The organism is Oceanimonas marisflavi, assembly GCF_003049725.1.
Lineage (GTDB): Bacteria > Pseudomonadota > Gammaproteobacteria > Enterobacterales > Aeromonadaceae > Oceanimonas > Oceanimonas marisflavi.
In genome coordinates this window covers 17,782-42,935 of the sequence record NZ_QAGM01000022.1, presented here as the reverse complement: position 1 = coordinate 42,935, position 25,154 = coordinate 17,782, and the positions used below count along the sequence as shown (strand labels likewise).

23 protein-coding genes are annotated in these 25,154 nt (G+C 58.6%); 16 read left to right on the top strand and 7 right to left on the bottom strand.

From position 1 onward, the window contains the following. Window positions 1-38: 38 nt before the first annotated feature. From rho to fre, 3 genes are all read left to right on the top strand, one after another. Entirely contained in the window at window positions 39-1,304 is a 1,266-nt protein-coding gene (gene rho / locus DA373_RS13170; protein WP_107852768.1) for a transcription termination factor Rho, read from the top strand. 484 nt (window positions 1,305-1,788) lie between these two features. Continuing rightward, entirely contained in the window at window positions 1,789-3,288 is a 1,500-nt protein-coding gene (ubiD, locus tag DA373_RS13165) for a 4-hydroxy-3-polyprenylbenzoate decarboxylase (protein ID WP_107852767.1), read from the top strand. 2 nt (window positions 3,289-3,290) lie between these two features. Continuing rightward, complete coding sequence (gene fre / locus DA373_RS13160) at window positions 3,291-3,986, top strand: NAD(P)H-flavin reductase (RefSeq protein WP_107852766.1); 696 nt, start codon at window positions 3,291-3,293, stop codon at window positions 3,984-3,986. Window positions 3,987-4,158: 172 nt separating this feature from the next. Here the strand turns inward: fre and ubiK are convergent, their stop codons facing one another. Both ubiK and ilvY read right to left on the bottom strand, forming a co-directional pair. Beyond that, the gene (gene ubiK, locus DA373_RS13155; RefSeq protein WP_107852765.1) at window positions 4,159-4,425 is read right to left on the bottom strand and encodes a ubiquinone biosynthesis accessory factor UbiK; all 267 of its coding nucleotides are present in this window, start codon (window positions 4,423-4,425) and stop codon (window positions 4,159-4,161) included. A 48-nt stretch (window positions 4,426-4,473) separates the two neighbouring features. Continuing rightward, window positions 4,474-5,373 (bottom strand): HTH-type transcriptional activator IlvY, encoded by a 900-nt coding sequence (gene ilvY, locus DA373_RS13150; protein ID WP_107852764.1) that lies wholly within the window; start codon window positions 5,371-5,373, stop codon window positions 4,474-4,476. A gap of 136 nt (window positions 5,374-5,509) precedes the next feature. Between ilvY and ilvC the strand changes: the two genes are divergently transcribed. The 3 genes from ilvC (at window position 5,510) to DA373_RS13135 (ending at window position 8,342) form a co-directional block, all read left to right on the top strand. Further along, the gene (gene ilvC, locus DA373_RS13145) at window positions 5,510-6,994 is read left to right on the top strand and encodes a ketol-acid reductoisomerase (protein ID WP_107852783.1); all 1,485 of its coding nucleotides are present in this window, start codon (window positions 5,510-5,512) and stop codon (window positions 6,992-6,994) included. 211 nt (window positions 6,995-7,205) lie between these two features. Next, window positions 7,206-8,000, top strand: a complete 795-nt coding sequence (gene tcdA / locus DA373_RS13140; RefSeq protein ID WP_107852763.1) for a tRNA cyclic N6-threonylcarbamoyladenosine(37) synthase TcdA — start codon at window positions 7,206-7,208, stop codon at window positions 7,998-8,000. Window positions 8,001-8,060: 60 nt separating this feature from the next. Next, complete coding sequence (locus DA373_RS13135; RefSeq protein WP_198650315.1) at window positions 8,061-8,342, top strand: GIY-YIG nuclease family protein; 282 nt, start codon at window positions 8,061-8,063, stop codon at window positions 8,340-8,342. Window positions 8,343-8,573: 231 nt separating this feature from the next. Here the strand turns inward: DA373_RS13135 and csdE are convergent, their stop codons facing one another. Continuing rightward, window positions 8,574-8,996, bottom strand: a complete 423-nt coding sequence (gene csdE / locus DA373_RS13130) for a cysteine desulfurase sulfur acceptor subunit CsdE (protein ID WP_107852762.1) — start codon at window positions 8,994-8,996, stop codon at window positions 8,574-8,576. Next, the gene (locus DA373_RS13125) at window positions 8,996-10,210 is read right to left on the bottom strand and encodes an aminotransferase class V-fold PLP-dependent enzyme (protein WP_107852781.1); all 1,215 of its coding nucleotides are present in this window, start codon (window positions 10,208-10,210) and stop codon (window positions 8,996-8,998) included. The genes csdE and DA373_RS13125 overlap by 1 nt, the downstream gene beginning before the upstream one ends. Before the next feature lie 122 nt (window positions 10,211-10,332). On the opposite strand from DA373_RS13125, the gene rep reads away from it, so the two are divergent. After that, window positions 10,333-12,357, top strand: coding sequence for a DNA helicase Rep (gene rep, locus DA373_RS13120; RefSeq protein WP_107852761.1), 2,025 nt, complete (start codon window positions 10,333-10,335; stop codon window positions 12,355-12,357). A 107-nt stretch (window positions 12,358-12,464) separates the two neighbouring features. Here rep and DA373_RS13115 read toward each other — a convergent pair whose 3' ends face one another. Beyond that, window positions 12,465-12,926 (bottom strand): c-type cytochrome, encoded by a 462-nt coding sequence (locus tag DA373_RS13115; RefSeq protein ID WP_107852760.1) that lies wholly within the window; start codon window positions 12,924-12,926, stop codon window positions 12,465-12,467. A gap of 173 nt (window positions 12,927-13,099) precedes the next feature. Here DA373_RS13115 and DA373_RS13110 point away from each other — a divergent pair, with 173 nt between their 5' ends. After that, window positions 13,100-13,621, top strand: coding sequence for a MarR family winged helix-turn-helix transcriptional regulator (locus DA373_RS13110; RefSeq protein ID WP_107852759.1), 522 nt, complete (start codon window positions 13,100-13,102; stop codon window positions 13,619-13,621). A 179-nt stretch (window positions 13,622-13,800) separates the two neighbouring features. Next, window positions 13,801-14,421 carry a glutathione S-transferase family protein gene (locus DA373_RS13105; protein WP_107852758.1) on the top strand — a complete coding sequence of 207 codons (621 nt, stop codon included), beginning with the start codon at window positions 13,801-13,803 and terminating at the stop codon, window positions 14,419-14,421. 7 nt (window positions 14,422-14,428) lie between these two features. Here the strand turns inward: DA373_RS13105 and DA373_RS13100 are convergent, their stop codons facing one another. Then, window positions 14,429-15,325 carry a DMT family transporter gene (locus DA373_RS13100; protein ID WP_107852757.1) on the bottom strand — a complete coding sequence of 299 codons (897 nt, stop codon included), beginning with the start codon at window positions 15,323-15,325 and terminating at the stop codon, window positions 14,429-14,431. 125 nt (window positions 15,326-15,450) lie between these two features. Here DA373_RS13100 and sbcD point away from each other — a divergent pair, with 125 nt between their 5' ends. Together sbcD and DA373_RS13090 are read left to right on the top strand one after the other, a co-directional pair. Continuing rightward, entirely contained in the window at window positions 15,451-16,668 is a 1,218-nt protein-coding gene (gene sbcD, locus DA373_RS13095; RefSeq protein WP_107852756.1) for an exonuclease subunit SbcD, read from the top strand. Then, window positions 16,665-20,063: an SbcC/MukB-like Walker B domain-containing protein gene (locus DA373_RS13090; protein ID WP_107852755.1), complete on the top strand. Its 3,399-nt coding sequence runs from the start codon at window positions 16,665-16,667 to the stop codon at window positions 20,061-20,063. Before sbcD ends, DA373_RS13090 begins: the two co-directional genes overlap by 4 nt. Window positions 20,064-20,138: 75 nt before the next feature. Here the strand turns inward: DA373_RS13090 and DA373_RS13085 are convergent, their stop codons facing one another. Beyond that, the gene (locus DA373_RS13085; protein WP_107852754.1) at window positions 20,139-21,602 is read right to left on the bottom strand and encodes a DUF3360 family protein; all 1,464 of its coding nucleotides are present in this window, start codon (window positions 21,600-21,602) and stop codon (window positions 20,139-20,141) included. Between the two features lie 183 nt (window positions 21,603-21,785). Between DA373_RS13085 and DA373_RS13080 the strand changes: the two genes are divergently transcribed. The 5 genes from DA373_RS13080 (at window position 21,786) to DA373_RS13060 (ending at window position 25,005) form a co-directional block, all read left to right on the top strand. After that, window positions 21,786-22,472 carry a glutathione S-transferase gene (locus DA373_RS13080; protein ID WP_107852753.1) on the top strand — a complete coding sequence of 229 codons (687 nt, stop codon included), beginning with the start codon at window positions 21,786-21,788 and terminating at the stop codon, window positions 22,470-22,472. Window positions 22,473-22,905: 433 nt separating this feature from the next. Next, on the top strand, window positions 22,906-23,496 hold the full coding sequence (locus DA373_RS13075) for a hypothetical protein (protein WP_157953726.1): 591 nt from the start codon (window positions 22,906-22,908) through the stop codon (window positions 23,494-23,496). Between the two features lie 52 nt (window positions 23,497-23,548). Beyond that, a complete protein-coding gene (locus tag DA373_RS13070; RefSeq protein WP_107852751.1) occupies window positions 23,549-23,860 on the top strand; it encodes a hypothetical protein in 312 nt (103 codons plus the stop codon). A gap of 1 nt (window position 23,861) precedes the next feature. Further along, a complete protein-coding gene (locus DA373_RS13065; protein ID WP_107852750.1) occupies window positions 23,862-24,536 on the top strand; it encodes a C39 family peptidase in 675 nt (224 codons plus the stop codon). Between the two features lie 10 nt (window positions 24,537-24,546). Next, window positions 24,547-25,005, top strand: a complete 459-nt coding sequence (locus tag DA373_RS13060; protein ID WP_107852749.1) for a hypothetical protein — start codon at window positions 24,547-24,549, stop codon at window positions 25,003-25,005. Window positions 25,006-25,154: the final 149 nt, after the last annotated feature.

Genomic DNA, 25,154 nt, shown 5'->3' with positions numbered 1-25,154 from the left:
GACCATTTGACATTCCTGGTTGATAGACACTCACCACTATGAATCTGACTGAACTCAAGAATACCCCTGTATCTGAGCTGATAAAGCTTGGGGAAAACATGGGCCTGGAAAACCTCGCCCGTCTGCGCAAGCAAGACATCATCTTTGCTATCCTCAAAGCCCATGCCAAAAGTGGTGAAGATATTTTCGGCGACGGCGTGCTCGAAATTCTGCAGGACGGCTTTGGCTTTCTGCGCAGCGCCGACTCCTCCTACCTGGCCGGCCCGGATGATATCTATGTGTCTCCCAGCCAGATCCGTCGATTCAACCTGCGTACCGGCGACACCATTTCCGGCAAGATCCGGCCGCCGAAGGAAGGCGAACGCTACTTCGCCCTGCTCAAGATAAGCCAGGTCAACTTCGACAAGCCCGAAAACTCCCGCAACAAGATCCTGTTTGAAAACCTGACCCCCCTGCATGCCAACGAGCGCATGAAGATGGAGCGGGGTAACGGCTCCACCGAAGACATTACCGCCCGGGTGCTGGATCTGGCCTCGCCCATCGGCAAGGGCCAGCGTGGCCTGATTGTGGCGCCGCCCAAGGCCGGTAAGACCATGCTGCTGCAGAACATCGCCCAGAGCATTGCCTACAACCACCCCGAGTGTGTGCTGATCGTGCTGCTGATTGACGAGCGTCCGGAAGAAGTGACCGAGATGCAGCGCATGGTCAAGGGCGAAGTAATCGCTTCCACCTTTGACGAGCCGGCGGCCCGTCACGTGCAGGTGGCCGACATGGTGATCGAAAAGGCCAAGCGTCTGGTAGAACACAAGAAGGACGTGGTGATCCTGCTCGACTCCATCACCCGTCTGGCCCGCGCCTACAATACCGTGGTGCCCAGCTCCGGCAAGGTGCTCACCGGTGGTGTGGACGCCAACGCCCTGCACCGTCCCAAGCGCTTCTTTGGTGCGGCCCGTAATGTGGAAGAAGGCGGCAGCCTGAGCATTATCGCCACCGCCCTGGTGGACACCGGCTCCAAGATGGACGACGTGATCTACGAAGAGTTCAAGGGCACCGGCAACATGGAGCTGCACCTGTCGCGCAAGATCGCCGAGAAGCGTGTATATCCGGCCATCGACATCACCCGCTCCGGCACCCGTCGCGAAGAGCTGCTGACCACCGCCGACGAGCTGCAGAAAATGTGGATCCTGCGCAAGATCGTGCATCCCATGGGCGAGATCGACGGCATCGAGTTCCTGATCGACAAGCTGGCCATGACCAAGACCAACGACGAGTTCTTCGACGCCATGAAGCGTCAGCAGAAGTAACCGTTACCCAGCACGAAAAAACCGCGGCTTGCCGCGGTTTTTTGTTGTAATACAAGCAGCTGCAAAGCGAAGCGGGTATAATCCGGCCACCTGAACGCTGTGTAATATTGTCGGCTGAATTCGTGCCACTGGAATCAGCAGCAGGGTTGCGCTGCGCCGACACGCTGCAAGCCCATCCGTGGGGCGCTCGGCACATGCCATCCCTGGCATGTGACGGTCGGCTCCGGCAATCCCTGCTGCTGCTTCCTGTTGCCATCGGAGCTGTTTGTAGCTGGCAGCTCCGGGATGAGACAGGAGGTCAGGGGGCGTCTGTGTCGCCGCACCCTCTGCGCCATGGAAGGCGCAGCGGAGCCCCCATGGATGGGTTCACGGCGTGTCGGCGACACAGTGACCTCTGGCCGACGAAGCTGCACGGCATCACAGACGGTTGCAGCCTTTGAGCAGGCATCAGCCTTAAAGCCACTCGATACACTCGGAACAACCTATGAAATACAAGGATTTACGAGACTTTATCGCGCAACTCGAAGCCCAGGGGGAGCTGAAGCGCATTCACCAGGAAATTGACCCCTACCTGGAAATGACCGAGATCTGCGACCGCACCCTGAAGGCGGGCGGTCCGGCGCTGCTGTTTGAAAACCCCAAGGGCTATGACATGCCGGTGCTGGGGAATCTGTTTGGCACCCCCAAGCGAGTGGCCATGGGCATGGGCCAGCCGGATGTGAGCGCCCTGCGGGAAGTGGGCCGCTGGCTGTCCTACCTGAAAGAGCCCGAGCCGCCCAAGGGCCTGAAAGAGCTGATGGAAAAGCTGCCCATCTTCAAGCAGGTGCTCAACATGCCGGTGAAGCGGCTGAAAAGCGCCCCCTGTCAGGAAGTGATTCAGCAAGGGGACGAGGTCGACCTGACCCGTATTCCGGTGCAGCACTGCTGGCCCGGTGACGCAGCACCCTTGATCACCTGGGGCCTGACCATTACCCGTGGCCCCTACAAAAAACGTCAGAACCTCGGCATTTACCGCCAGCAGGTACTGGGCAAGAACAAGGTGATCATGCGCTGGCTCAGCCACCGCGGCGGCGCACTCGACTTTCGCGAGTGGCAGGAGGCCAACCCCGGCCAGCCCTATCCGGTGGCGGTGGCGCTGGGTGCCGATCCGGCCACCATTCTCGGCGCCGTGACCCCGGTGCCCGACACCCTGTCGGAATACGCCTTTGCCGGCCTGCTCAGGGGCAGCCGCACCGAGGTGGTGAAGTGTATCGGCTCCGATCTGGAAGTGCCGGCCAGCGCCGAGATTGTGCTGGAAGGCCATATTTACCCCGGTGACATGGCGCCGGAAGGACCCTACGGCGATCACACCGGCTATTACAACGAAATTGACGAGTTCCCGGTGTTTACCGTGGAGCGCATCACTCGGCGCCGGGACGCCATCTATCATTCCACCTATACCGGCCGTCCCCCCGATGAGCCGGCGGTGCTGGGCGTGGCGCTGAACGAAGTGTTTGTACCCATACTGCAAAAGCAGTTTCCGGAAATTGTGGACTTCTACCTGCCGCCGGAAGGTTGCTCCTACCGCATGGCGGTGGTGACCATGAAAAAACGCTACCCCGGGCATGCCAAACGTGTCATGCTGGGCGTTTGGTCGTTTTTACGACAATTCATGTATACCAAGTTCGTTATCGTGTGCGACGACGACATCAATGCCAGAGACTGGAACGACGTGATCTGGGCCATTACGACCCGAATGGACCCGGCGCGGGATACCACATTGATTGAGCACACCCCCATCGACTACCTGGATTTCGCCTCGCCGGTTTCCGGTCTGGGCTCCAAAATGGGCCTGGATGCCACCAACAAGTGGCCGGGAGAAACCAACCGGGAGTGGGGCGAACCCATAGTGATGACGGACGAGGTCAAACAACGGGTCGATACGCTGTGGGATCAACTCGGGATCCTCAATGCGAGTGCAGAACAGAGTGAGAACAAAGGATAGTCATGCAAAAAATAAGCTGTAATGTCGAAGTGCTTCATGAGATGGCCGACACCCTCTGGTATGTGCGGCTGAAGCCGGAACAGGCGGTAGATTTTAATGCCGGACAATACCTGCTGGTGGTGATGGCGGATGACGACAAGCGTCCTTTTTCCATAGCCAACATGCCCCAGGAAAACGGCGAAATCGAGCTGCATATCGGTGCCTCGCCCGACAACACCTATGCCATGCAGGTGCTCAAGCGCATGCAGGAGCAGGGGCAGATCGAAGTGCAGCTGCCGGCGGGCAAGGCCTACCTGCGCGAGTCCCGCCACCCGGTGATCCTGATGGCCGGCGGCACTGGTTTTGCCTACACCCGCTCCATTCTGCAGCAAATGCTGGCCGATGGCCTGCACAAGCCGGTGTTTATCTACTGGGGCGTGCGTCATGAAGACCATCTGTATGCGGATGAGGAACTGAAGGGCCTGGCCGCCGAGCACAAGGAGCTGACCTATGTGCCCGTAGTGCAGAACGGCAACGAGCACTGGCAGGGCCGCAGTGGCCTGGTGCATGAAGCCATTATGGAAGATTTCCCCAGCCTGACCGGTTACGACATTTATGTAGCCGGCCGCTTTGAAATGGCGGGCGTGGCCCGGGAAGCCTTCAAGGAGAAGGGCGTGGACGCCGAACGCCTGTTTGGCGACGCCTACGAGTTTATCTAAACAGCTCGTCGGGTAAAGGAGCAGCTTCTCGACACGCTTCAAGCACTTCCCTGTGTCGCTCGGCAAATGCCATCCATGGCATTTGATCGGTCTCGAAGCTGTCTCCTTTACCCTTCTTTCAGTGCAAAATAATGCCGGGCTTGCCCGGCATTGTGCTTTTCAGCGGTGAGGATTATTCCTGGTCGCTGCGGCCATCGGCCAGCTGTTGTTCCAGCTGGGCCAGGCGGGTTTCCAGCTCGTTCAGTTTTTCCCGGGTGCGCAGCAGCACCTTGGTCTGCACATCAAATTCTTCCCGGGTTACCACGTCCAGCTTGCCCAGCTGGGATTGCAGCACGGTGCGAATGCGTTTTTCAGCTTCTTCGCCCATGTTTTTCAGCCCGGCGGGCATGTTGTTCTGGATCTGTTTGGCGATCTCTTCCAGTTTTTTCGGGTCCAGCATGGTCGCTCTCCTTGAAATATTGCTGCCATTGTAACCCAATCCCGTCACTCATGGGGACTCGGGATTGGCTTGCTGCAGGGCAATCTGGCGAAAGGCGCGAATAAGCGGATCCTCCAGCCGCTTCTTAAGCAGACAGACGCCCACCTCAAAGGGTTTCAGATCCGGGGTCACCGCCAGCTGGCGGATTTTATCCGCCATGGGGCTGTGACGAATGACCGCCGTGGGCACCAGAGCCACGCCGCAGCCCAGGGCCACCATGCCGACGATGGCCTCGTTGCCGGCCACTTCGGCATAAATGTGCGGGCTGATGCCTTTGTTGCGAAACCACTGATTGGTGCGTTTGCGGGCTACCCCCTGCTCCGGCAAAATCACCGGAATCCGGCCCCAGTCGGCCGGGCTTTGCTGCAGCAGCTCGTTGGCCAGGCAGGGAATGCGCGGCGCGATAAACACCAGCGGCACCGTCTGCAGCCGAATGAATTCCAGCTTGGCGGGCAGGGCATCGGGGCGGGCGGCAATGGCCAGATCTGTTTCCTCGTTCAGTACCTTGTCGATGGCCAGGGCCGGATCCCCGGTTTCCAGCCGAAGTTCCAGCTGGGGGTAGCGGGTGCGGAAACGAGCCAGAATGTCGGGCAGCAGAAAATAACTGGCGGTGACCGAGCAGTACAGCCGCAGCCGGCCCTGCAGCGGGCTGTCGTTGTGCCTGAGCTGGTCGCGCATGGTTTGCCAGTCGGCCAGCCAGCCTTCGGCAAACTGCTGCAGCCGAACCCCGGCCGGGGTCAGCGCCACGCTGCGGTTGTCCCGCACCAGCAGCTCGCAGCCCATTTCCTGCTCCAGCCGCTGAATGGCCCGGCTCAGGGTGGACGGGCTCACCGCCATGGCGTCGGCGGTGCGGCCAAAGTGCAGGCTCTGGCTGAGATGAACAAAGAGTTCCAGGTTGCGCAGTTCCATTAACGTTGCACCAAATGAAATACACTATTTCGAATATATCATTTCCGGCAACGAATAGCCTGGGGTATAGTGCTGGGGTCGTCACCGAAAACGGTGCAAGCATTCAAAAATAACGGATTAATTGGAGCAAAAGGTCATGGCTAACTATTTCAATACCCTGAACCTGCGTCAGCAGCTCGAGCAGCTCGGCAAGTGCCGTTTCATGAGCCGCGAGGAATTCGCCGATGGTTGTAACTACCTGAAAGGCAAGAAGGTCGTTATCGTCGGTTGTGGCGCCCAGGGTCTGAACCAGGGTCTGAACATGCGCGATTCCGGTCTGGATGTGGCCTACGCCCTGCGTGCCGAAGCCATCGCCGAGAAGCGCAAGTCCTTCGTGCAGGCCACCGAGAACGGCTTCAAGGTGGGCACCTATGAAGAGCTGATCCCCACCGCCGATCTGGTCATGAACCTGACTCCCGACAAGCAGCACACTTCTGCCGTTAATGCCGTTATGCCCCTGATGAAGGAAGGTGCCGCCCTGGGTTACTCCCACGGTTTCAACATTGTTGAAGAAGGCATGCAGATCCGCAAGGACATCACAGTAGTCATGGTTGCTCCCAAGTGCCCGGGTACCGAAGTTCGCGAAGAGTACAAGCGTGGTTTCGGTGTACCGACCCTGATCGCCGTTCACCCCGAGAACGATCCCAAGGGCGAAGGTCTGGCCATCGCCAAGGCCTGGGCTTCTGCCACCGGCGGCGACCGTGCCGGCGTGCTGGAGTCTTCCTTCGTGGCCGAAGTGAAGTCCGACCTCATGGGTGAGCAGACCATTCTGTGCGGCATGCTGCAGGCTGGCGCCATCGTGTGCCACGAAAAGATGGTGGCCGACGGCATCGACGCTGGCTACGCCGGCAAACTGATCCAGTTCGGCTGGGAAACCATCACCGAAGCCCTGAAGCAGGGCGGCATCACCAACATGATGGATCGCCTGTCCAACCCCGCCAAGATCAAGGCCTTTGACCTGGCCGAAGAGCTGAAAGAGCTGATGCGTCCGCTGTTCAACAAGCACATGGACGACATCATTCAGGGCAACTTCTCTGCCGGCATGATGGCCGACTGGGCCAACGACGACCACGATCTGCTGACTTGGCGTGAAGAAACTGCCGGCACCAGCTTCGAGCAGTACCCGGCCACCGACGCAGTTATCGGCGAGCAGGAATACTTCGACAACGGCATTCTGCTGGTGGCCATGGTCAAGGCCGGTGTTGAGCTGGCGTTTGAAGCCATGACCGCCTCCGGCATCATCGACGAGTCTGCCTACTACGAGTCTCTGCACGAATTGCCGCTGATCGCCAACACCGTTGCCCGCAAGCGCCTGTACGAGATGAACGTGGTTATCTCCGACACCGCCGAATACGGTAACTACCTGTTCGCCAACGCTGCGGTACCCCTGCTGCGCGAGCACTTCATGCCGAAGGTAGGCACCGACGTGATTGGCAAGACCATCAGCGTTGAGTCCAACTCCGTTGATAACCGTCGCCTGATCGACGTCAACGAAGCCATTCGCAACCACCCGGTGGAAACAATCGGCAAGACCCTGCGTGCCTACATGACCGACATGAAAAACATCGCCGTTGGCGGTTAAACAAACAAAACAATAAACAGAGCTGTAACTGGGAGACTTAGGTCTCCCTTTTTTTGTTTGCTTATTGGTGAGGGGGCAGGGGCGAGGAGTGAGGAGATAGGCGTGAGGGAAGCTCGGTTTCAACGGGCGCAATTCTCCTCACCCCTTACCTTTCACTCCTCACGGGCGATGAGCTTGATATAATGCTCCGCTCAAGCGAGGGGAGTGAATAATGAGTTTTGATGAGCGTTTCGGGGGCATTGCCCGCCTGTATGGTGCCCGGGCCCTGGCCCGGTTTGCCGAGGCCCATGTGTGCGTGATCGGCATTGGCGGTGTGGGCAGCTGGGCGGCGGAAGCCCTGGCACGCTCGGGCATTGGTGCCATTACCCTGATCGACATGGACGATATCTGCATTACCAACACCAACCGGCAGATCCATGCCCTCAGCAATCAGATCGGCGCGGAAAAGACCCAGGCCATGGCCGAGCGGATTGCGCTGATCAACCCGGACTGCAAAGTGACTGTGGTGGATGACTTTATCGCTGCCGACAACCTCGCCGAGCATTTGCTGGCGGGCTTTGATTACGTGATCGATGCCATCGACTCGGTGCGGGCCAAGGCGGCGCTGATCGCCTTTTGCAAGCGCAACAAGATCCCGGTGATCACCGCCGGCGGTGCCGGCGGCCAGATAGATCCGTCGCAGATCCAGTTAAAGGATCTCAGCAAGACCATTCAGGATCCGCTGGCGGCCAAGGTGCGGGGCGAGCTGCGCCGCTTCTACAACTTCAGCAAGAACCCCAAGCGCAAGTTTGGCGTCGACTGTGTGTTCTCCACCGAACAGCCCCGCTACCCGGACGGCGAGGGCGGCATCTGCAGCGCCAAGCAGGAATCGGACGGTACCATGAAAATGGACTGCGCCTCGGGCTTTGGTGCCGTCACCCATATCACCGCCACCTTCGGCTTCTTTATGGTCAGCCGGGTGCTTTCAAAGCTGGCTGCGCCAGCAGCTGTAAGCGATCAGCTATAAGCTGTAAGTCGTTCGAGTTGTGTGTAAACGCAGTGCCAAGGCTATGACAGGGAGAGGGATATGTCCTTGAAAGTGATTTACAAGATTACTTATCCGAACGGAAAAATTTACATTGGTAAGGACCTGACCGACAGCATCAATTACTTTGGTAGCGCCAGTGACGAGCTGATCGCCAAAGATTTTACCCGTGAGCAACGGCAGAGCATGACTATCAGAAAAGACATTCTGCTTGAGTCAGACGATGCTGCGGAAATCAATCGCCGAGAATCGGAGTTTATTAGGGAATATCAATCCAATAATCCCGATATTGGTTACAATCGTTGGCCTAAGTTTCGACCCTGATGTCCTGTCATGACCGGAGCACGGCGAAGCAGACGCTCTTTATCCTCCTAAAAGTACACTGAGCCGTCTGTCAGTATGCGGCAGGCAATGCCGGAGTTGAACGAAGCAGCAGTGGGGATTGCCGGAGCCGACCGTCACCTGCCAGGGAAGGCAGGTGCCGAGCGCCCCATGGATGGGCTCGAAGCGTGTCGGCGGAGTGCAACCGCACTGATGCTTCGCATGAGGGTCGGTTCAGGTTTCGGTTTTGGCTTTAATCGCCGAAACGACCGCCCGCAGGCCGTTGCCCCGGGACGGGCTCAGGTGGTTGAGCAGCTGTAACTCTTCAAAGTAGGCATCCATATCAAAGGCGGCGATCTCGGCGCTGGTTTTGTTGCTGAGGGCCGCCAGCACCACCGCCATCAGGCCTTTTACAATGCGGGCGTCGGAGTCGCAGTGAAACTGCCAGCGGCCCTTTGCATCCTGTTCGGCCACCAGCCAGGCCTGGCTTTCACAGCCATGAATGGCGTTGGCATCCACTTTGGATTCGTCTGCCATTGGCGGCAGCTGCCTGGCCAGCTTGATCAGCTGCTTGTAGCGGGCTTCCCAGCCCTGGGCAGCGGCGAACAGAGCGCGAATTTCGGTGTCGGTGATCTCGGTACCAAAGGGGTGGGTCATTACAGCAGCTCCCGGGCCTTGTCGATGCCGGCCAGCAGGGCGGCCACGTCATCTTCGGTGTTATAGAAGGCAAGCGAGGCGCGCACAGTGCCATTTTTCAGCCCCAGCGCCTGCATCAGCGGCATGGCACAGTGATGGCCGGTGCGCACCGCAATGCCCTGCATGTCGAGCAGGGTGGCCAGATCCTGAGGGTGCACCTCGTCCATGGTAAAGGACACAGATCCGGCCTGAGGCCGGCCAATCACGCGAATGTCGTCCATGGCGGTCAGCCCATTCAGCAGTTGCGTCAACAGCGCCTGTTCATGGCGCTGCAGTGCGGCTCTGTCCAGCCCCTGCAGGTAATCCACCGCCGCCCCAAGAGCGATGGCGCCGGCGATATTGGGGGTGCCTGCCTCAAACTTGAACGGCGGTGCGGCAAAGGTGGAGTGTTCAAAACTCACGGTTTTAATCATCTCGCCGCCGGTCTGCCAGGGTGGCATTTTTTCCAGCCACTCGGTTTTGCCATAGAGCACGCCAATGCCGGTGGGCGCAAACATCTTGTGGCCGGAAAAGGCATAAAAGTCGCAGCCGAGCCGCTGCACATCCACCGGAAAATGGCCCACCGCCTGAGCGCCGTCGATCAGTGTCACCGCGCCCACGGCTTTCGCCATGGCAATCAGCTCGGCCACCGGATTGACCTGCCCCAGGGCATTGGACACATGACCTACGGCCAGCAACCGGGTACGGGGGCTGATCAGCCGCTCGGCGGCGGCCATATCCAGCTCGGTGCTGTCGGTAAGGGGAATGACCCTGAGCACGGCGCCGGTGGCGGCGGCCACCTGCTGCCAGGGCACAATATTGGCGTGGTGTTCCGAGGTGGATACCAGAATTTCGTCGCCCGCATTCAGAAAATGCCGGCCCAGGCTGAAGGCGACCAGGTTAATGGCTTCGGTGGTGCCCCGGGTCCAGGTGATTTCCTTGGCCGAGGGCGCATGAATAAAGCGCGCCACTTTTTCCCGGGCCTGCTCAAAAGCGCGGGTGGCCTGGCCGCTCAGGGCGTGAGAGGCCCGGTGCACATTGGCGTTGGTGTCGCGGTAATAATGATTGAGCGCATCCAGCACCGGCTGCGGCTTCTGGGTAGTGGCGGCGTTGTCGAGATACACCAGCGAATGGCCGTTAACGATTTGCGCCAGGGTAGGGAAGTCGCGTCTGAGTACTCGAATATCCACGTTTATGCACAACCATAAGAAAAAACTCCCGGGATCATGAGCCAAAGCCGGGCCGATGACAAGGCACCCTTCACCCCGGGCGGCCATGGCGGTAAAATCACCGGCCGTTTAATGCCCGAGGAGCCGCCATGAAATTGAACCCCGCCCAGGATGAAGCCGTTCGCTACATTGCCGGACCCTGCCTGGTGCTGGCTGGCGCCGGCTCCGGCAAGACCCGGGTGATCACCAACAAAATCGCCTATCTGGTGCGTCAGTGCGACTATCAGGCCCGGCACATCGCCGCCGTGACCTTTACCAACAAGGCGGCGCGGGAAATGAAGGAGCGGGTGGCGCAAACCCTGGGCAAGCGCGAAGCCCGCGGCCTGATGGTGTCCACCTTTCACACTCTGGGTCTGGACATCATTCGCCGGGAGCACAAAACCCTGGGGCTGAAATCGGGCTTTTCCCTGTTTGACGATCAGGATCAGCTGGCGCTGATCAAGGAACTCACCGACAAGGAGCTGCAGGGCGACAAGGAAAAAATCTCCCGGCTGCTGTCCACCATTTCCAACTGGAAAAACGATCTGGTGCTGCCACCCCGTGCCGCCCGGCTGGCCACCGATGCCGAAACCGTGCTGTTTGCCCAGTGCTATGAGCGCTACCAGCGGCACATGAAGGCCTACAACGCGCTGGATTTTGATGATCTCATTCTGATGCCCACCCTGTTGCTCAAGACCAACGCCGAGGTGCGGTCATACTGGCAAAATAAAATCCGCTATCTGCTGGTGGATGAATATCAGGACACCAACACCAGCCAGTATGAGCTGGTCAAGCTGATTGCCGGCGAGCGGGCCCGCTTTACCGTGGTGGGAGACGACGATCAGTCCATCTATTCCTGGCGGGGCGCCCGGCCCCAGAACCTGGTGCTGCTGAAGGAGGACTACCCCAGCCTGAAGGTGATCAAGCTGCAGCAGAACTACCGTTCCCGGGGGCGCATTCTGCAGTGCGCCAACATACTCATTGCCAACAACCCCCATGTGTTCGAGAAAGAGCTGTTCTCGGAAATGGAGTACGAGGCATCGGTCAGAGTGCTGTTCGCCAAGAGCGAAGAACACGAGGCGGAGCGGGTGGTGGCCGAGATCATGGGCCACAAGTTTATGAACGCCAGCAAGTTCGGCGAATACGCCATTCTCTACCGGGGCAATCATCAGTCCCGGCTGCTGGAAAAGGCGCTGATGACCAACCGCATTCCCTACAAGATCAGCGGCGGCACCTCGTTTTTCTCCCGGGCCGAAATCAAGGACATCATGGCCTACCTGCGGCTGCTGGTGAACCCGGACGACGACAACGCCTTTCTGCGGGTGGTGAACACGCCCCGGCGGGAAATCGGCCCCACCACCCTGGAAAAGCTCGGCACCTATGCCAATGGCCGGGGCAAGAGCCTGTTTGCCGCCAGCTTTGAACTGGGGCTGGAGCAGACCCTCACCGGCCGCGGGCTGGTGGCGGTGCGCGCCTTCAGCGACTGGCTGGTGCGACTGGGGGATGAGGCGATGCGGGGTAACGCGGTGGAAGCGGTGCGCGACATGATCAAGGACATTCACTACGAAGAGTGGCTGTACGAGACTTCACCCAGCCCCCGCGCCGCAGAAATGCGCATGCAGAACGTCTCCACCCTGTTCAAGTGGGTCAGCCAGATGCTGGAAGGCTCCGAGCTGGAAGAGGCCATGACCCTGCCCCAGGTAGTTACCCGCCTGACCCTGCGCGACATGATGGAGCGGGGCGAAGACGAGGATGACGGCGAGCAGGTACAGCTGATGACCCTGCACGCTTCCAAGGGGCTGGAGTTTCCCTTTGTGTTTATGGTGGGCATGGAAGAGGGCCTGCTGCCCCACCAGAGCAGTATTGACGAAGACAATATCGAGGAAGAGCGCCGCCTGGCCTATGTGGGCATTACCCGGGCCCAGCAGGCGCTCACCTTTACCCTGTGCCGGGAACGGCGCCAGTACGGTGAAACCATTCGCCCCGAGCCCAGCCGCTTTTTGCTGGAGTTGCCCCAGCAGGATCTGGACTGGGAGCACAACCGCAAGCCCCAGAGCGAGGGCGAACGCATGCAGAAGGGGCAGGCCGGTGTGGCCAGCCTGCGGGCCATGCTTAATAAAAAGCGTGAGGTGTAAGGGATGAGGAGAAAACCTCACCTCACTCCTCACTCCTTACTCCTCACGAATCAAGCAATAAAAAAGCCGCAACAATGCGGCTTTTTTTCATTGCCTGAGCAGATGACTCAGATGGCGTTCATCATGTAGTCAACGGCGTTGGCGATCTCTTCGTCGGAGCAGTTGCCACAGGCACCGCGGGCCGGCATGCCGTTAAAGCCGTTAAGAGCATGGTTCAGCAGTGTCTCACGGCCCTTGGCCACACGCGGACCCCAGGCATCGGCATCGCCCTTGATGGGGGCGCCGGCGGCACCGGTGCCATGACAGGCCGAGCAGGCGGCGGTATACACGGCTTCGCCGCTGCGGGGCTCGGCGGGCTCGTCACTGCTGCCGGCGGCGGCAGAGTCGACAATGCCTTCCAGATCGGCGGCGGTATACACGCTGCCTACCGGCTTGGTGCGCTCGGCAACAGCTTCAGGCGACATATCATTGGCGGCGTAGGCCATACCACTCAGCGAAGCAGCGGCAACACCGGCAAGCAACAGGTTTTTAAACAGGCTCACCTTTTCATTCTCCCAGTTGGCTTTCATTATTTTCCGTTAAACCCGGCGAGTATACCCCAAGAATCATGCTCATTAAACGCTCTGGGTAGGGCCGTGGGTGACGAATATCCTGATATTGTACCGGGGTTTACGGGGCGGGCTTTGTGGTACTATACAGAATGTCTTGATATCAAAATGGCTTTCAGGAAGAAGCAGGCAGAATGAACGACAACCACACGCAACGCACCGACGGCATCATGGATCAGATCGATCGCATCGTGACCCTGTGGCAACGGGTCCGTCCGGATCTGGACTTTGACAGCACCGAGGTCATCGGCCGGGTAGTGCGGCTGGAGTATTTTATCACCCGTCGGGTATTGCAGGACCTGGCTCGCTTCGATCTCAATGTGGGCGAATTTGACGTGCTGGCGGCACTGCGCCGGCATCCGCCCGGTTTTCAGCTGTCTCCCAATCTGCTGCAGTCCATGGTGCTTATCTCCTCCGGCGCTCTCACCAACCGCATCAACCGGCTGGAAAGCCGGGGCCTGGTTACCCGGGCCCAGGCGGATCACGACCGGCGCGGTGTGATCGTGACCCTGACTGATGAAGGTTTCAGAGTGGTGGAAGAAGCGGTCAAAAACCATCTGGCTGCCGAAGCCGAGCTGGCCGGCGCCCTGACTGCGGATGAACAAAAACAGCTTTCCGCCTTGCTAAAGAAAATGCTGCTGACCATCGAGGACTGAGGGCTACCTCACTCTTTTAATACTCAATTGGCGACAATTTTATCCATGCGTCGCCAATTTCCCATTCCCCGCCAATACTTGAGTGAAGTCTTCGGTGTCATGTGCCTGCGGCCGGTCTCGGAACCGGCGCAATCAGCCGTCGCCGTTTATTTTCTGTTGTATCAAGGAGGTTGTATTCGATGAAGCTGTACTACAAACCCGGCGCCTGTTCGCTGGCGCCGCATATTGTGCTGTGCTGGCTGGAAGCCCCTTTTGAGCTGGAGCTGGCCGACACTCAGGATCCGGAGTTTCTCAAGATCAATTACATGGCGGCGGTGCCGGTGCTGATGACGGATGATATGGGGGCGCTCTATCAGAACAGCGCCATTCTGCGCTATCTGGCCCGGCTGCCGGACGGTGAGCATCTGGGGCCGGGCACAGATCCGGTGCTGCAATATCAGTGCGACTACTGGCTGAGCTTTCTCAATGCCGATGTGTATAACGCCTTTGTGCCCTTTTTCGCACCGCGTAAATATACCTCGGATCGCAGTTTTGCCGCTCACGACGCCATCAAGGCGGCAGTACCCACCCGTGTGGCGCCATTCCTACAGCGCATGGACAACCACCTGGCCAGCCGCACCTGGTATATGGACGAGCACAGAAGTATTGTGGATGCCTGCGCCTTTGCCTATGAATACTGGGCCACGCAGGTGCTGCCTCAGGGGCTGACACCCTATCCGCACCTGGCTCGTCATTTTCAGGACATGAAGGAAGACCCGGGCGTGCGTCTGGCGCTCAGCCAGGAAGGGCTGAACATCTAACAGCCGTTCAGCGTGTCACAATCAACGCCGTGCCAATCACGGTGGCCAGGGCGCCAATCCAGGCGCCACCGGCAGGTCGCCGTTTCATTATCAGCCACAACAGCGGCAGCACCAGCACCGGGCTGACCGAGCTCAGCATGGCTACCATGCCCACTTCGCCGTAACGCAGCGCCAGCAAAATCAGGGTCATGCCCACCCCCATGGCCAGAAAGGCGTTCAGCGCCACCATGCCAAACACCGGCCAGTTAATGCGCTGCAGCGGTTTTGCCACCGCCAGCCCGCACCACAGCAGGGCCAGGTGTGCCGCAAAGGCCGTGGTCATGCGCACCGCCGAGGCCGCCACCGGATCCACATTGCCTTCCATTACCGGCTTGACCATCAGGGTCGCCACCGACTGGCACAGGGCCGCCAGCAACCCCAGCGCAATGCCGGGCCAGGGACTGCCGTTGTCCTGCTCCCAGGCATGGCTTTCATTGTCCCGCTTGCCAAAGAAAATGGCGGTCATCACACCGCCCACCAGCAGTACGCCGCCGGCCAGCGCCTGGCTGCCCATGTGCTCGTCAAACAGCGCATAACCCAGCACCACCGAAAACAGCGCATGGGTGGCAAACAGCACGCTGGCCCGGCGTGGTCCCAGCCGGTTCATGGCGGCATAGAGGGCGGTGTCGCCGACAAAAATACCAATCAGCCCGGAGGCCGCCATCACCCCCAGCGCCGGGGAGCCGAGGCTGGCCCAGCCGCCGGTGAACAGGGCGGCGGCCCACAGCATGAGGCTGACGCAGAACATGCGCCAGCGGGAATAGGCAAACGCCCCCAGATGACGGGCCGCGCTGGCCGACAGCAGGCTGGACACGGCCCAGCAGGCGGCGGCGGCCAGGGCGAGAAAGTCGTAGGAAAACGGCATTTTGCAACAGACAAAAGAAGAAAGGCGCCAGTCTAGCAAGTTTTGCGAGAAGACCAAGGTCAATTGCACTGCCGCCGCCGAGGGGGTTTAATAGCCGGCAAACCCGCTTTCACACAAGGGCTTCCATGCGCATTCTGCATACTTCCGACTGGCACTTGGGCCAGCACTTTATGGGTAAAACCCGGCTCGATGAACATAGCGCTTTTCTCGACTGGCTGGTGGCTCAGGTGGAGCAGCACCGGGTGGATGCGGTGCTGGTGGCCGGTGATATTTTCGATACCGGCACGCCGCCCAGCTATGCCAGGGAGCTTTACCACAACTTTGTGGTGGCCATGAGCCGCACCGGCGCCAGCCTGGTGCTGCTGGGCGGCAATCATGACTCGGTGGCCATGCTGAATGAGTCCCGTGAACTGCTGAAAGCACTGAAAGTGAATGTGATACCGGGAGCACAGGCAGAGCCGGAACAGCAGCTGATCACCCTGCACAAGCGTAACCGCGAGCCGGGGGCGGTGCTGTGTGCCATTCCTTTTCTGCGGCCTCGTGATCTGCTGGAAAGCCGGGCCGGCGAGAGTGCCGACCACAAGGGCCGGGCCCTGCAACAGGCCATTGCGGACCATTATCAGGACATTTTCGAGCGTGCTCAGGGCCGGAGCGCCCAACTGGGCGGCGGGCTGCCCATTATCGCCACCGGCCATCTCACCACGGTCGGAGCCAGCAGCAGCGACTCGGTGCGGGAAATTTATATCGGAACCCTGGAAGCCTTTCCGGCCAGCGCCTTTCCGCCCGCCGACTATATCGCCCTCGGACATATACACAGGCCGCAAAAAGTGGGGGGGCATGAGCATATCCGTTACAGCGGCTCACCGCTGGCGCTGGGCTTTGATGAAACGGGCCAGCAAAAAGAGGTGCTGCTGGTTGAGCTGAGCAGCGCCGGCCTGAAGGAGGTCACGCCGGTGCCGGTACCGGTGTTTCAGCCGATGAAGCGGATAAAAGGCAGCCTGAAGGAGCTGGCCGGCCGCCTGTCCGAAGCGGCCGCGACAGCCACGGGCGAGCGACCGGTGTGGCTGGAAGTGACCGTGACCGAAGACGATTATCTGAGTGACCTGCAGGCCAGAGTGCAGGCGCTGTGCGACGGGCTGAACGTCGAGGTACTGATGGTGCGCCGGGGACGGCAGGAGCGCAATGGGGGTCTGATGGCCGAGCAAAAGGAAACCCTGAGTGAACTGACTCCGGTGCAGGTGTTTGAGCGGCGGCTGGCGACCGAGGAGCTGGCCGGGGGCGACGAGCACGAGCTGAACCGGCTGTATGCGCAAGTGCTGGCGGATCTTGAGGAGCAAGCATGAAAATCCTGAGCCTGCGGCTGAAAAACCTGAACTCCCTGCGCGGAGAATGGAAAATCGACTTTACCCGGTCGCCCTTTGCCGACAACGGCCTGTTTGCCATTACCGGCCCTACCGGCGCCGGCAAAACCACCCTGCTCGATGCCATCTGTCTGGCGTTGTATCACCAGACCCCGCGCATGAAAACCGTGTCTGCCGGCAGCAACGAACTCATGACCCGGCATACCGCCGACTGCCTGGCGGAAGTGGAGTTTGAGGTAAAGGGTGAGGGCTACCGGGCCTTCTGGAGCCAGCGCCGGGCCAGAGGCAAGGTGGACGGCAAGCTGCAGGCTCCCAGAGTGGAGCTGGCCAGGCGTGACGGCGAGATCCTTACCGACAAAATCAACGACAAGCTCAGGCACACGGAGGCGCTCACCGGTCTCGACTTCGGTCGCTTTACCAAATCCATGATGCTGGCCCAGGGAGGCTTTGCTGCCTTTTTGCATGCGGATGCCAACGAGCGTGCCGAGCTGCTGGAAGAGCTCACCGGCACCGATATTTATGCCCGTATTTCCCAACGGGTGTTTGAGCTGACCCGGGAGCACAGGCAGGCCCTAGCGGAGCAGGAAGCCCGGGTCAAAGGGGTATCGCTGCAGAGTGAGGAAGAGCGTAGCGAGATTGAGCAGCAGCGCACCCATACCGCCCAAGAGCTGAGCGAGATACAGCGAGCGCTGCAGCACACCCGGGCGGCTCTGCAACAAAGACAGCAGTGGGATCGGTGTGAGCAGCAGCTGGCTCAGGCCGGCCAGGCACACCAGCAGGCGCAGGCGGCGTTGCGCGAAGCGGCCCCCGAGCAGCACAAACTGGAACAAAGCGAGCCGGCAGCCCGGCTTCAGCCTCAGTGGCAGCAGCTGCAACAGCAGCAGAGCAAGCTGAGCGCCCTGAATGCCCGAATAACGCAACGCGAGGCCGGACTGACCAGCCTGACGGCGCAACACCAGCAATGCAGCTGGCAAGGGCTGTCGCTCAGCCGGCAGCATTATCAGGCCCTGCAGGCGCAGGATCAGGCCCTGGAACAACAGTTGCAACGGCTGAGTGAGGCCATGGCCGTCAACTCCGCCGGGGAACGGCTGGGCGAGCAACTGGCGGGCTGGCGGGCCGATATAAAGCTGCTGGGTCAGCTGCATCAGCAAGTGCACAAGGCGCATGGTCAGCTGCAGCAAAACAACCGGGAACAGCAACGGCTGGAGCAACAGCAGCAGGCTCTGTTGCAGCAGTTACAGCAGGCCGCTCAGGCCGAGCAGCAGGCCGACGCACAATACCGGCAGCAACAGCAGGGGCTGGCCGGCATACTGGGGGCGCTTACCGAGCCGGAGCTGAAGGCCCGGCTTCAGCAATGGCGCGGGCAACAGCCTGACTGGCAGACACTGCAACAGTGTGCTGAGCGGTTGCAAGAGCTGCAGAGCGAGCGGCAACAGCAACAGCAGGCACTGGCCCGGATGGAGCCTGAGTGGCAGCAGGGGGAGCAACAGCTGGAACATACCCGGGAGCAATACCGGGTGCTTCAGGAGCAGGTGAAGGACAAAACCCGGTTGCTGGAGCAGGAAAACCTGATCCGCTCACTGGAACAGCACAGAGCCCGCCTGCAGCCCGGCGAGGCCTGTCCTTTGTGTGGCAGCGAGTCGCACCCGGCCATTGCGGATTATCAGCGCCTGGACAACAGCACCGCAGACGCGCTGCAGAAAAAGCGAGCCGAGCTGGAAGCCGTTGAGCAACAGGGTACGCGTCTGGGCAATCAGCAGGCGGAACGCAAGGCGGTGCTGGAGCAAACCCGGCAACGGCTGCAACAGCTGAATACGGCCATGGCCGAGCAAGATACAAGACAAACCGCATTGATGCAGGCGCTGTCTCTTGATAGCGCCCGCTGGCCGGCGCAGCTGGATGAACGTCGCCAGCAGCTGGCCCGGCTGGAGCAGCAGGCCGAGCAGCTGGATGTGGCCAAAGCCGCCCTGAACCAGGCAGAGCAGGCCAGACAGGCCGCTGTTGCCCAGAGCGGAGAGCTTAACCACCGGCAGCAGTTGCTGGAGCAGCAACGGCAAACCCTGCTGCAGGCACAGCAACGGCTGAAGGAAGACTGCCGGACGCTTGAGCAGCAGCACCGCGAACTGGAGCAACAGCTGGCCGCCAGCGTCGGCCATATACCGGAAAGCTGGCAGGACTGGCTGCAACAGGCCGAGCAGCAATGGCAGCACTGGCGGCAGCAGCAGCAAACGGCCAGCCGGCTGAAAGAAGAGCGCCAGCAGCTGGCCACCGCGCTCGGCGAAGCGGCCACCATGCTTAACCGCTGGCAACAGCGCGGGCAGGCACTGGCGTTGCCCGATAACGAGCCAGTGACGGCGGCTAACCCGCTGGTGGCAGCCAATGAAGCGGAAACACGGCTGGCCACCCTGAACAACGAGCTGCAGCGTCAGCATGCTCTGCTGGAGCAGGAGCAAGAGCAACAGGCAGCCTTGCAGCAGGAGCTGTCCGAGGCACAGACCCGCTGGCAACAGGCGCTGGCCGAGAGCCCCTTTGCCGACGAAGCCGCCTTTTTGGCCGCTCACCTGGAAGACGACGAACGCCGCCTGCTGCAAGCACGGTTGCAGGCGCTGCAGCAGGCGCTGGCACTGGCGGCCGACCGGCTGGCGCAGGCGAAACAGGCCCGGCAGCAGCTGGGTGACACTGGGCCCGAGTCTCTGAACGAACTGGAGCAACAACAGCAGGCGCAGCAACAGGCAGAAAACGTCGCCCAGCAACAACTGGGCCGGCTCGATGAACGTCTGGCCCATGATGCCGCTCAGCGCGAGCGGCAGCAAAGCCTGCTGCAAAATATTGAACAGGAGCGCCGCCGGCTGCAGCGCTGGGAGTTGCTTAACAGTTTGATCGGCTCTGCCGACGGCGCCCGTTACCGCCGCTTTGCCCAGGGGCTGACCCTGGAGCATCTGGTCTATCTGGCCAACCGCCGGCTGGAGCGGCTGCACGGCCGCTACCGGCTGGCCCGCAATCATGCCACCGAGCTGGAGCTGTCGGTGATCGACACCTGGCAGGCAGATGTCAGCCGTGATACCCAGACCCTGTCCGGGGGTGAAAGCTTTCTGGTGAGCCTGGCGCTGGCGCTGGCGCTGTCGGATCTGGTGAGCAGCAAAACTCGTATCGACTCGCTGTTTCTGGATGAGGGCTTCGGCACCCTGGATGCCGAGACCCTGGAGGTGGCGCTGGATGCCCTGGACGCCCTTAATGCCAGCGGCAAGATGATCGGCGTGATCAGCCATATCGAGGCACTGAAGGAGCGGGTGCCGGTGCAGATCAAACTGAGCAAGGGGCAGGGGCTGGGACTGAGCCGGCTGGCGCCGGAGTTCGCGTTTAACGGTGAGGGGTGAGGGGGGAGGGGACAGGGGTGAGGAGTAAAGAGTGAGGGGCCTCCTCACGCCTTCCCCTTCACCCCTCACTGCGGGTTACTCGGCGGTGATCAGCGCCGGAATGCCCGGCAGCATGCCCACGGCGGCCATAATGGCCAGCAGAATGACAAAGGTCACACCCGGAATCACCCAGCGGTCCATCAGGCGCAGCTTCTTGCCCCGCTCCTTGTCACCGATCAGGCCCAGATTGTCCAGCAGCATGGTCATGGACCAGCCAAACACCGGGTTCACAAAGGCGGAAGCGAACACCACTATGCCGGCAGACTGGCTGCTGGTGGTGTTGCGGGTCATCTGCATGCCCGCTTCCAGCAGCGGCATAAACACGCCCACAATCAGCGCCACCCGCAGTACCGGCGCCCATACCGCCAGATCCATGGGATAGCCCCAGAGCGCTGCGATCACGCAGAACAGCCCGGTAAGCACGGCACCGGCAGGAATGGGCCGCTTGGCGATGGCGGCGGGGATCATATAGGTACCCCAGGAAGACGCCAGGTTACCGCCACCCAGTACGCTGCCCACGGCCTGACGCACCGAGGCCACGGCCATGGTGTCGTCCACGTTCATCAGTACCTTGTTGGCCTTTTTCGGGTAGTTCAGCTCCTGAAACACCCGGTGACCCATAAAATCGGGAGACCACATGGCCACCGCCAGCACCGCAAAGGGCGCCACGCTGATAAAGTGCTGCAGGCCGGGCCAGCCCATCTGCCAGCCGGAGTTCTCGCCCCACCAGTAGGACGGGCTCAGGTGCGGCATACCGGGCTCGGTGACGAATTCAAAGGGGGCGCCCAGGGCAATGGCGATCACGAAAGCGATGCCGGAGCCGAGCGGAATCGACAGCCAGCGCATTTCCAGCCGGGCCAGCAGAGCATACATGATGATGGTGGCGAGGATCACCACAAAGGCGATATGTCCCATGTCCAGGCCATTGGCCCAGGCGGTGAGCGCCTTGATCTGGCTGAGCAGGCCCATGGCCCCCAGGTAAATCAGCAGGCCGCCGCGCACCCCGTCACTGGTGAGCGCCATCAGCTTGCTGCCCCCTTTACTGATACTGAGCAGCAGACCCAGCAAGCCCACCATCAGTCCCAGTGCCAGTGGGTGGCCGCCGGACGCCACAATCAGCGGAATAAGCGGGATCATGGGGCCGTGAGTACCGGCCAGATTGGCGTTGGGATTGATAAAGCCGGAGAACAGGATCACGAACAACAGGGCGGCGATCAGCATTTCAAAGCGGACGTTTTCCACCACGAAGGCATCGCTCAGCCCCAGCGGGCCGGCAAAGGCCGCCACCACGGCGGCGACCATCACGATTTTTCCAATGGTGGCCGCCAGTGCCGGCACCAGGTCTTCCAGCTCAAAGCTGTAATCACGAAACGGCAGGTTGATTCCCCAGCGGCGGGGGGACATGATCGACAGTTCATGCTCCAGGTAGGCCGCCCGGCTGTCGAAATGGCTGCGGGGCTTGCGCTGGGAGCGGTAGCTCTGGGAGGGTGCTTCAGACATGGTCATCTCCTCGATGAATAGTACTTTCCCTGTTTATGCACCTGAAATCCTATCGCCAGTCCAAGTTTGTAACCATTGGACATAAGTCGTAAACATTATTGTTACATTTGCCGGGTGGTGCCCGCTGGCATGAATGTTGTGCCACTCTGAAAAGCACTGACCCCTTGAGCCGTGGAGGATGCAATGATCACTCTACATTACCTGGAACATTCCCGTGCCCAGCGCATTCTGTGGCTGCTGGAAGAGCTGGAGCTGGACTACGAACTGGTGCGTTACCAGCGCGATGCCGACAGCGGACTGGCGCCAAAGAGTCTTAAAAAAATACATGGGCTGGGCAAGTCGCCGGTGATCACCGATGGCAAGCTCACCCTGGCCGAGTCGGGGGCCATTATCGACTACCTGGCCCAGCGGCATGGTGCAGCCACCCTGCTGCCCGAGCGCGACACGGATGTCTGGTGGCAATATGTATACTGGCTGCACTACGCCGAGGGCTCGCTGATGCCGCCGTTGCTGATGCGCTATGTGTTTGAGCGGGTGAAGCAGGCCCCCATGCCGTTTTTTGTGCGGCCCCTGGTGGGCAAGATCGTGGCCGGCGTGAACAGGGCCTTTCTCGACAATCAGATCCATACCCATCTCAACTTTGTGGCCGATCACCTGTCCTGCCACGAGTGGATCACCGGTGACCGTTTTACCGCCGCCGACATTCAGATGAGCTTTCCGCTTGAAACCGCCATGCACAGCCCGGAGCTGGCCGACAGCTTTCCCCGGTTGCGGGCCTATGTAGCTGCACTTCAGGCCAGACCGGCCTACCACAAGGCGCTCAAGGCCGGGGGGGAGTACCGCTATGGTCCTGGGGAGAATAGCGGCTGATATTACCGGTCAGCCGGTGCATCACCCTCAGTCTGAGCCGGGCAGTGCAGGCATTTCCTTTGAGCTTTACGCCGTTATCAACACCATCACCCGGAGAAAATACGAAATATTTTTTCGTAAAGGAATGGCCAGATTCATGAGTGTCCATAATTATCATGGTGTGGACTAAATAAAGTGTCATTTGATCCTGTCCTCAGTCACTGTCTTAAAAATGATAATGGTTATTACCGTGCAGTATGCTTTCTAACTTCCATATTCTAAATTGATACACTTTAACTCATTCTTGCTACATCCCTTTTTTATTACTTGGCTAACCTTTAAATCAGGGTTGTTAAATAAAACCCTGATGGCTCGAATACCATACATATAGACACGCCGGTATTCGGGCTTGGAAAAATGCTTGAGAGTGGTAAAGATGAAGAGGGAATTTATTATGTCTATTAAAAAGAAAACACTGGCGGTGATGGTTGCTCTGAGTGTGGGTGCCTCCTTTGGTGCTTTGGCGAATGGCAGTGATACTGGTCACAGTAATGGACTTGGTCATCAAAAGCATAAGATTGTGAAACACGAGGAGGTTCATAATTATTACTGGAAAAACAAAAGGGGGCGTTATGGCTCCGGTATTAGAACCGGGGATATTACCTATACCTCTAAAAGCCTTAATGTTCGTCAGCGTATTGATTCTACTCAGCGGGCTGAATTGGGTGACGTTGATTTCAACTGGGATCAAAAGGACAACAAGGTAAAAGCCGATGCAGATGCCAAGGCGAATCCTGACCTGACTTCTAGTTATAGTAAAAAGAGACGTTATCATCATTACCCAACCAGTGAAGCCGACCTGGACAGCAATTCTGCTAACGGTGGTACTGCTCGTGCGATGATGTCTGCCAGCATGAAAGTAAAAACCGGTAATAATACCAATGACAACAGCGGTGCTTTCCATGGTATTGGTGCACAAACAGCTGTTTCTGGTATGAATGTCAGTGTGCAAAACAGTGTTAATGTGAATGCAGCAAATTTCTAACTTTGGTATATGGTCTCCGGCTCTTTTGGGCCGGAGGCTTTAAGGAGGAGAGATGAGAAAGTTGATATATTTATCTGCTTTTTTTAGCTGCTCGGTTTTTGCCGCCACAGAGCTGGATTTGTACAGCAGTGCTACCGAAGCAGCTCTTGATACCAGCAGGGGGACAGGAATTGTCCAGGAAAACGATAGCGAGCAGGATGGTACCATTGGTGATACACATCTGAATGATGTTATTACTGGCAATAATACTATTGCTCCGAGCGCTTTCTATAATGCTCATGGCATAATGATGGTGAACTTGGTTTCAGGTAACGCTAACATAACCAACATGAGCGCCAACGTTAACATTGTATCGGCTAAGTGATATGAAAAAGCTACTTTGGATGGTGGTGTTTTTTCCGGCCGTAAGTTTTGCATTGAACTTTCCTGGTGCCGGTGGGAGCCGGCTGAGAGTGCCGGTTCAGAGTTTTTCTGAAATAAAATTCGGGGAGGTGGTAAAACAAAAATATGATTTCAGTTGTGGCTCGGCTGCTTTGGCATCGTTATTAAGTCATCACTACAATATGCCAATGACCGAAGAGAAAATATTTGAGGAGATGTTCCGGTTTGGAGATAAGAGTAAAATAGAGGAAAAAGGTTTTTCAATGTTGGATATGAAAAACTTTCTTGCCAGGAGAGGAATGAAAGCCGACGGATTTAAGTTGGGGAGAGAAGACCTTTCTGAACTTGGTATACCGGCAATCGCTTTGGTTAACTACAGTGGTTATAACCACTTTGTTGTAGTTAAGGGAGTAAAGGAAAACAAGGTGCTGGTTGGAGATCCAGCCTTGGGGTTGCATGTTATGAACGCGGAGGACTTCGATAAAAGTAGTAATGGCATATATCTTTTTGTGCGGGATAAGATTGAAGTGGCCAGGGCTAGTTTTAACCAGGAAGAAGACTGGAGGCACTCTGCCCCTGATGCGCCTACAAGAATGGCTTTGATGCAGCGTCTTCCCCATCTGTCGGATCTCATGCTGCCTTCGGAGTATGACTATTAGGAGGTGCATCATGAAGTGGCTGATATTGGCCTTGGTGCTGTTACACCCCGCAGCATTTTCTAAAAATGTGGATGTTATATTTAATAACATAACACCAATGTCGAAAAGCATGCTGGACAGGCAGCGAGGTGGTTTCGTATTACCAGGCATCAATTATTCGATTGGGCTGAAAATGAAGGTGCTTTTGGATGGCGCTCCGCTTTTTGACTGGAGGTTGATAGACTTATCGAGTGGCTTGCCAGCCGATGCCAACAGGGAAATCATCAGAAGGATAAACGGAGGTGAGGTTGCTGTAACCCCAGTAATTGATAAAGGCAAAATTGGCTTTATCTTGAAGAACTCGGCGAGTGGTGTTCGTACAGATGCCACCATAGACCTTGATGTGGGTACGCCTGATCTGAGGCCTTACCAAGTGCAGCAAAAGATATCCAGTCGGATTCGGGCTGCCACAAAGAGAGTTGGATATTAGCCTTGTCTTTTTATATCGCTTTACTCGGGAGTGTTCTCTAAGACTCGGTAGCCGGATAATTGGTTTATCGAGTCTTTTATTATTATTTGTTATATAGATATCTCATTATCGTCACTTATTTGAACTCTATTGAGTCCTCATCTCGTTGT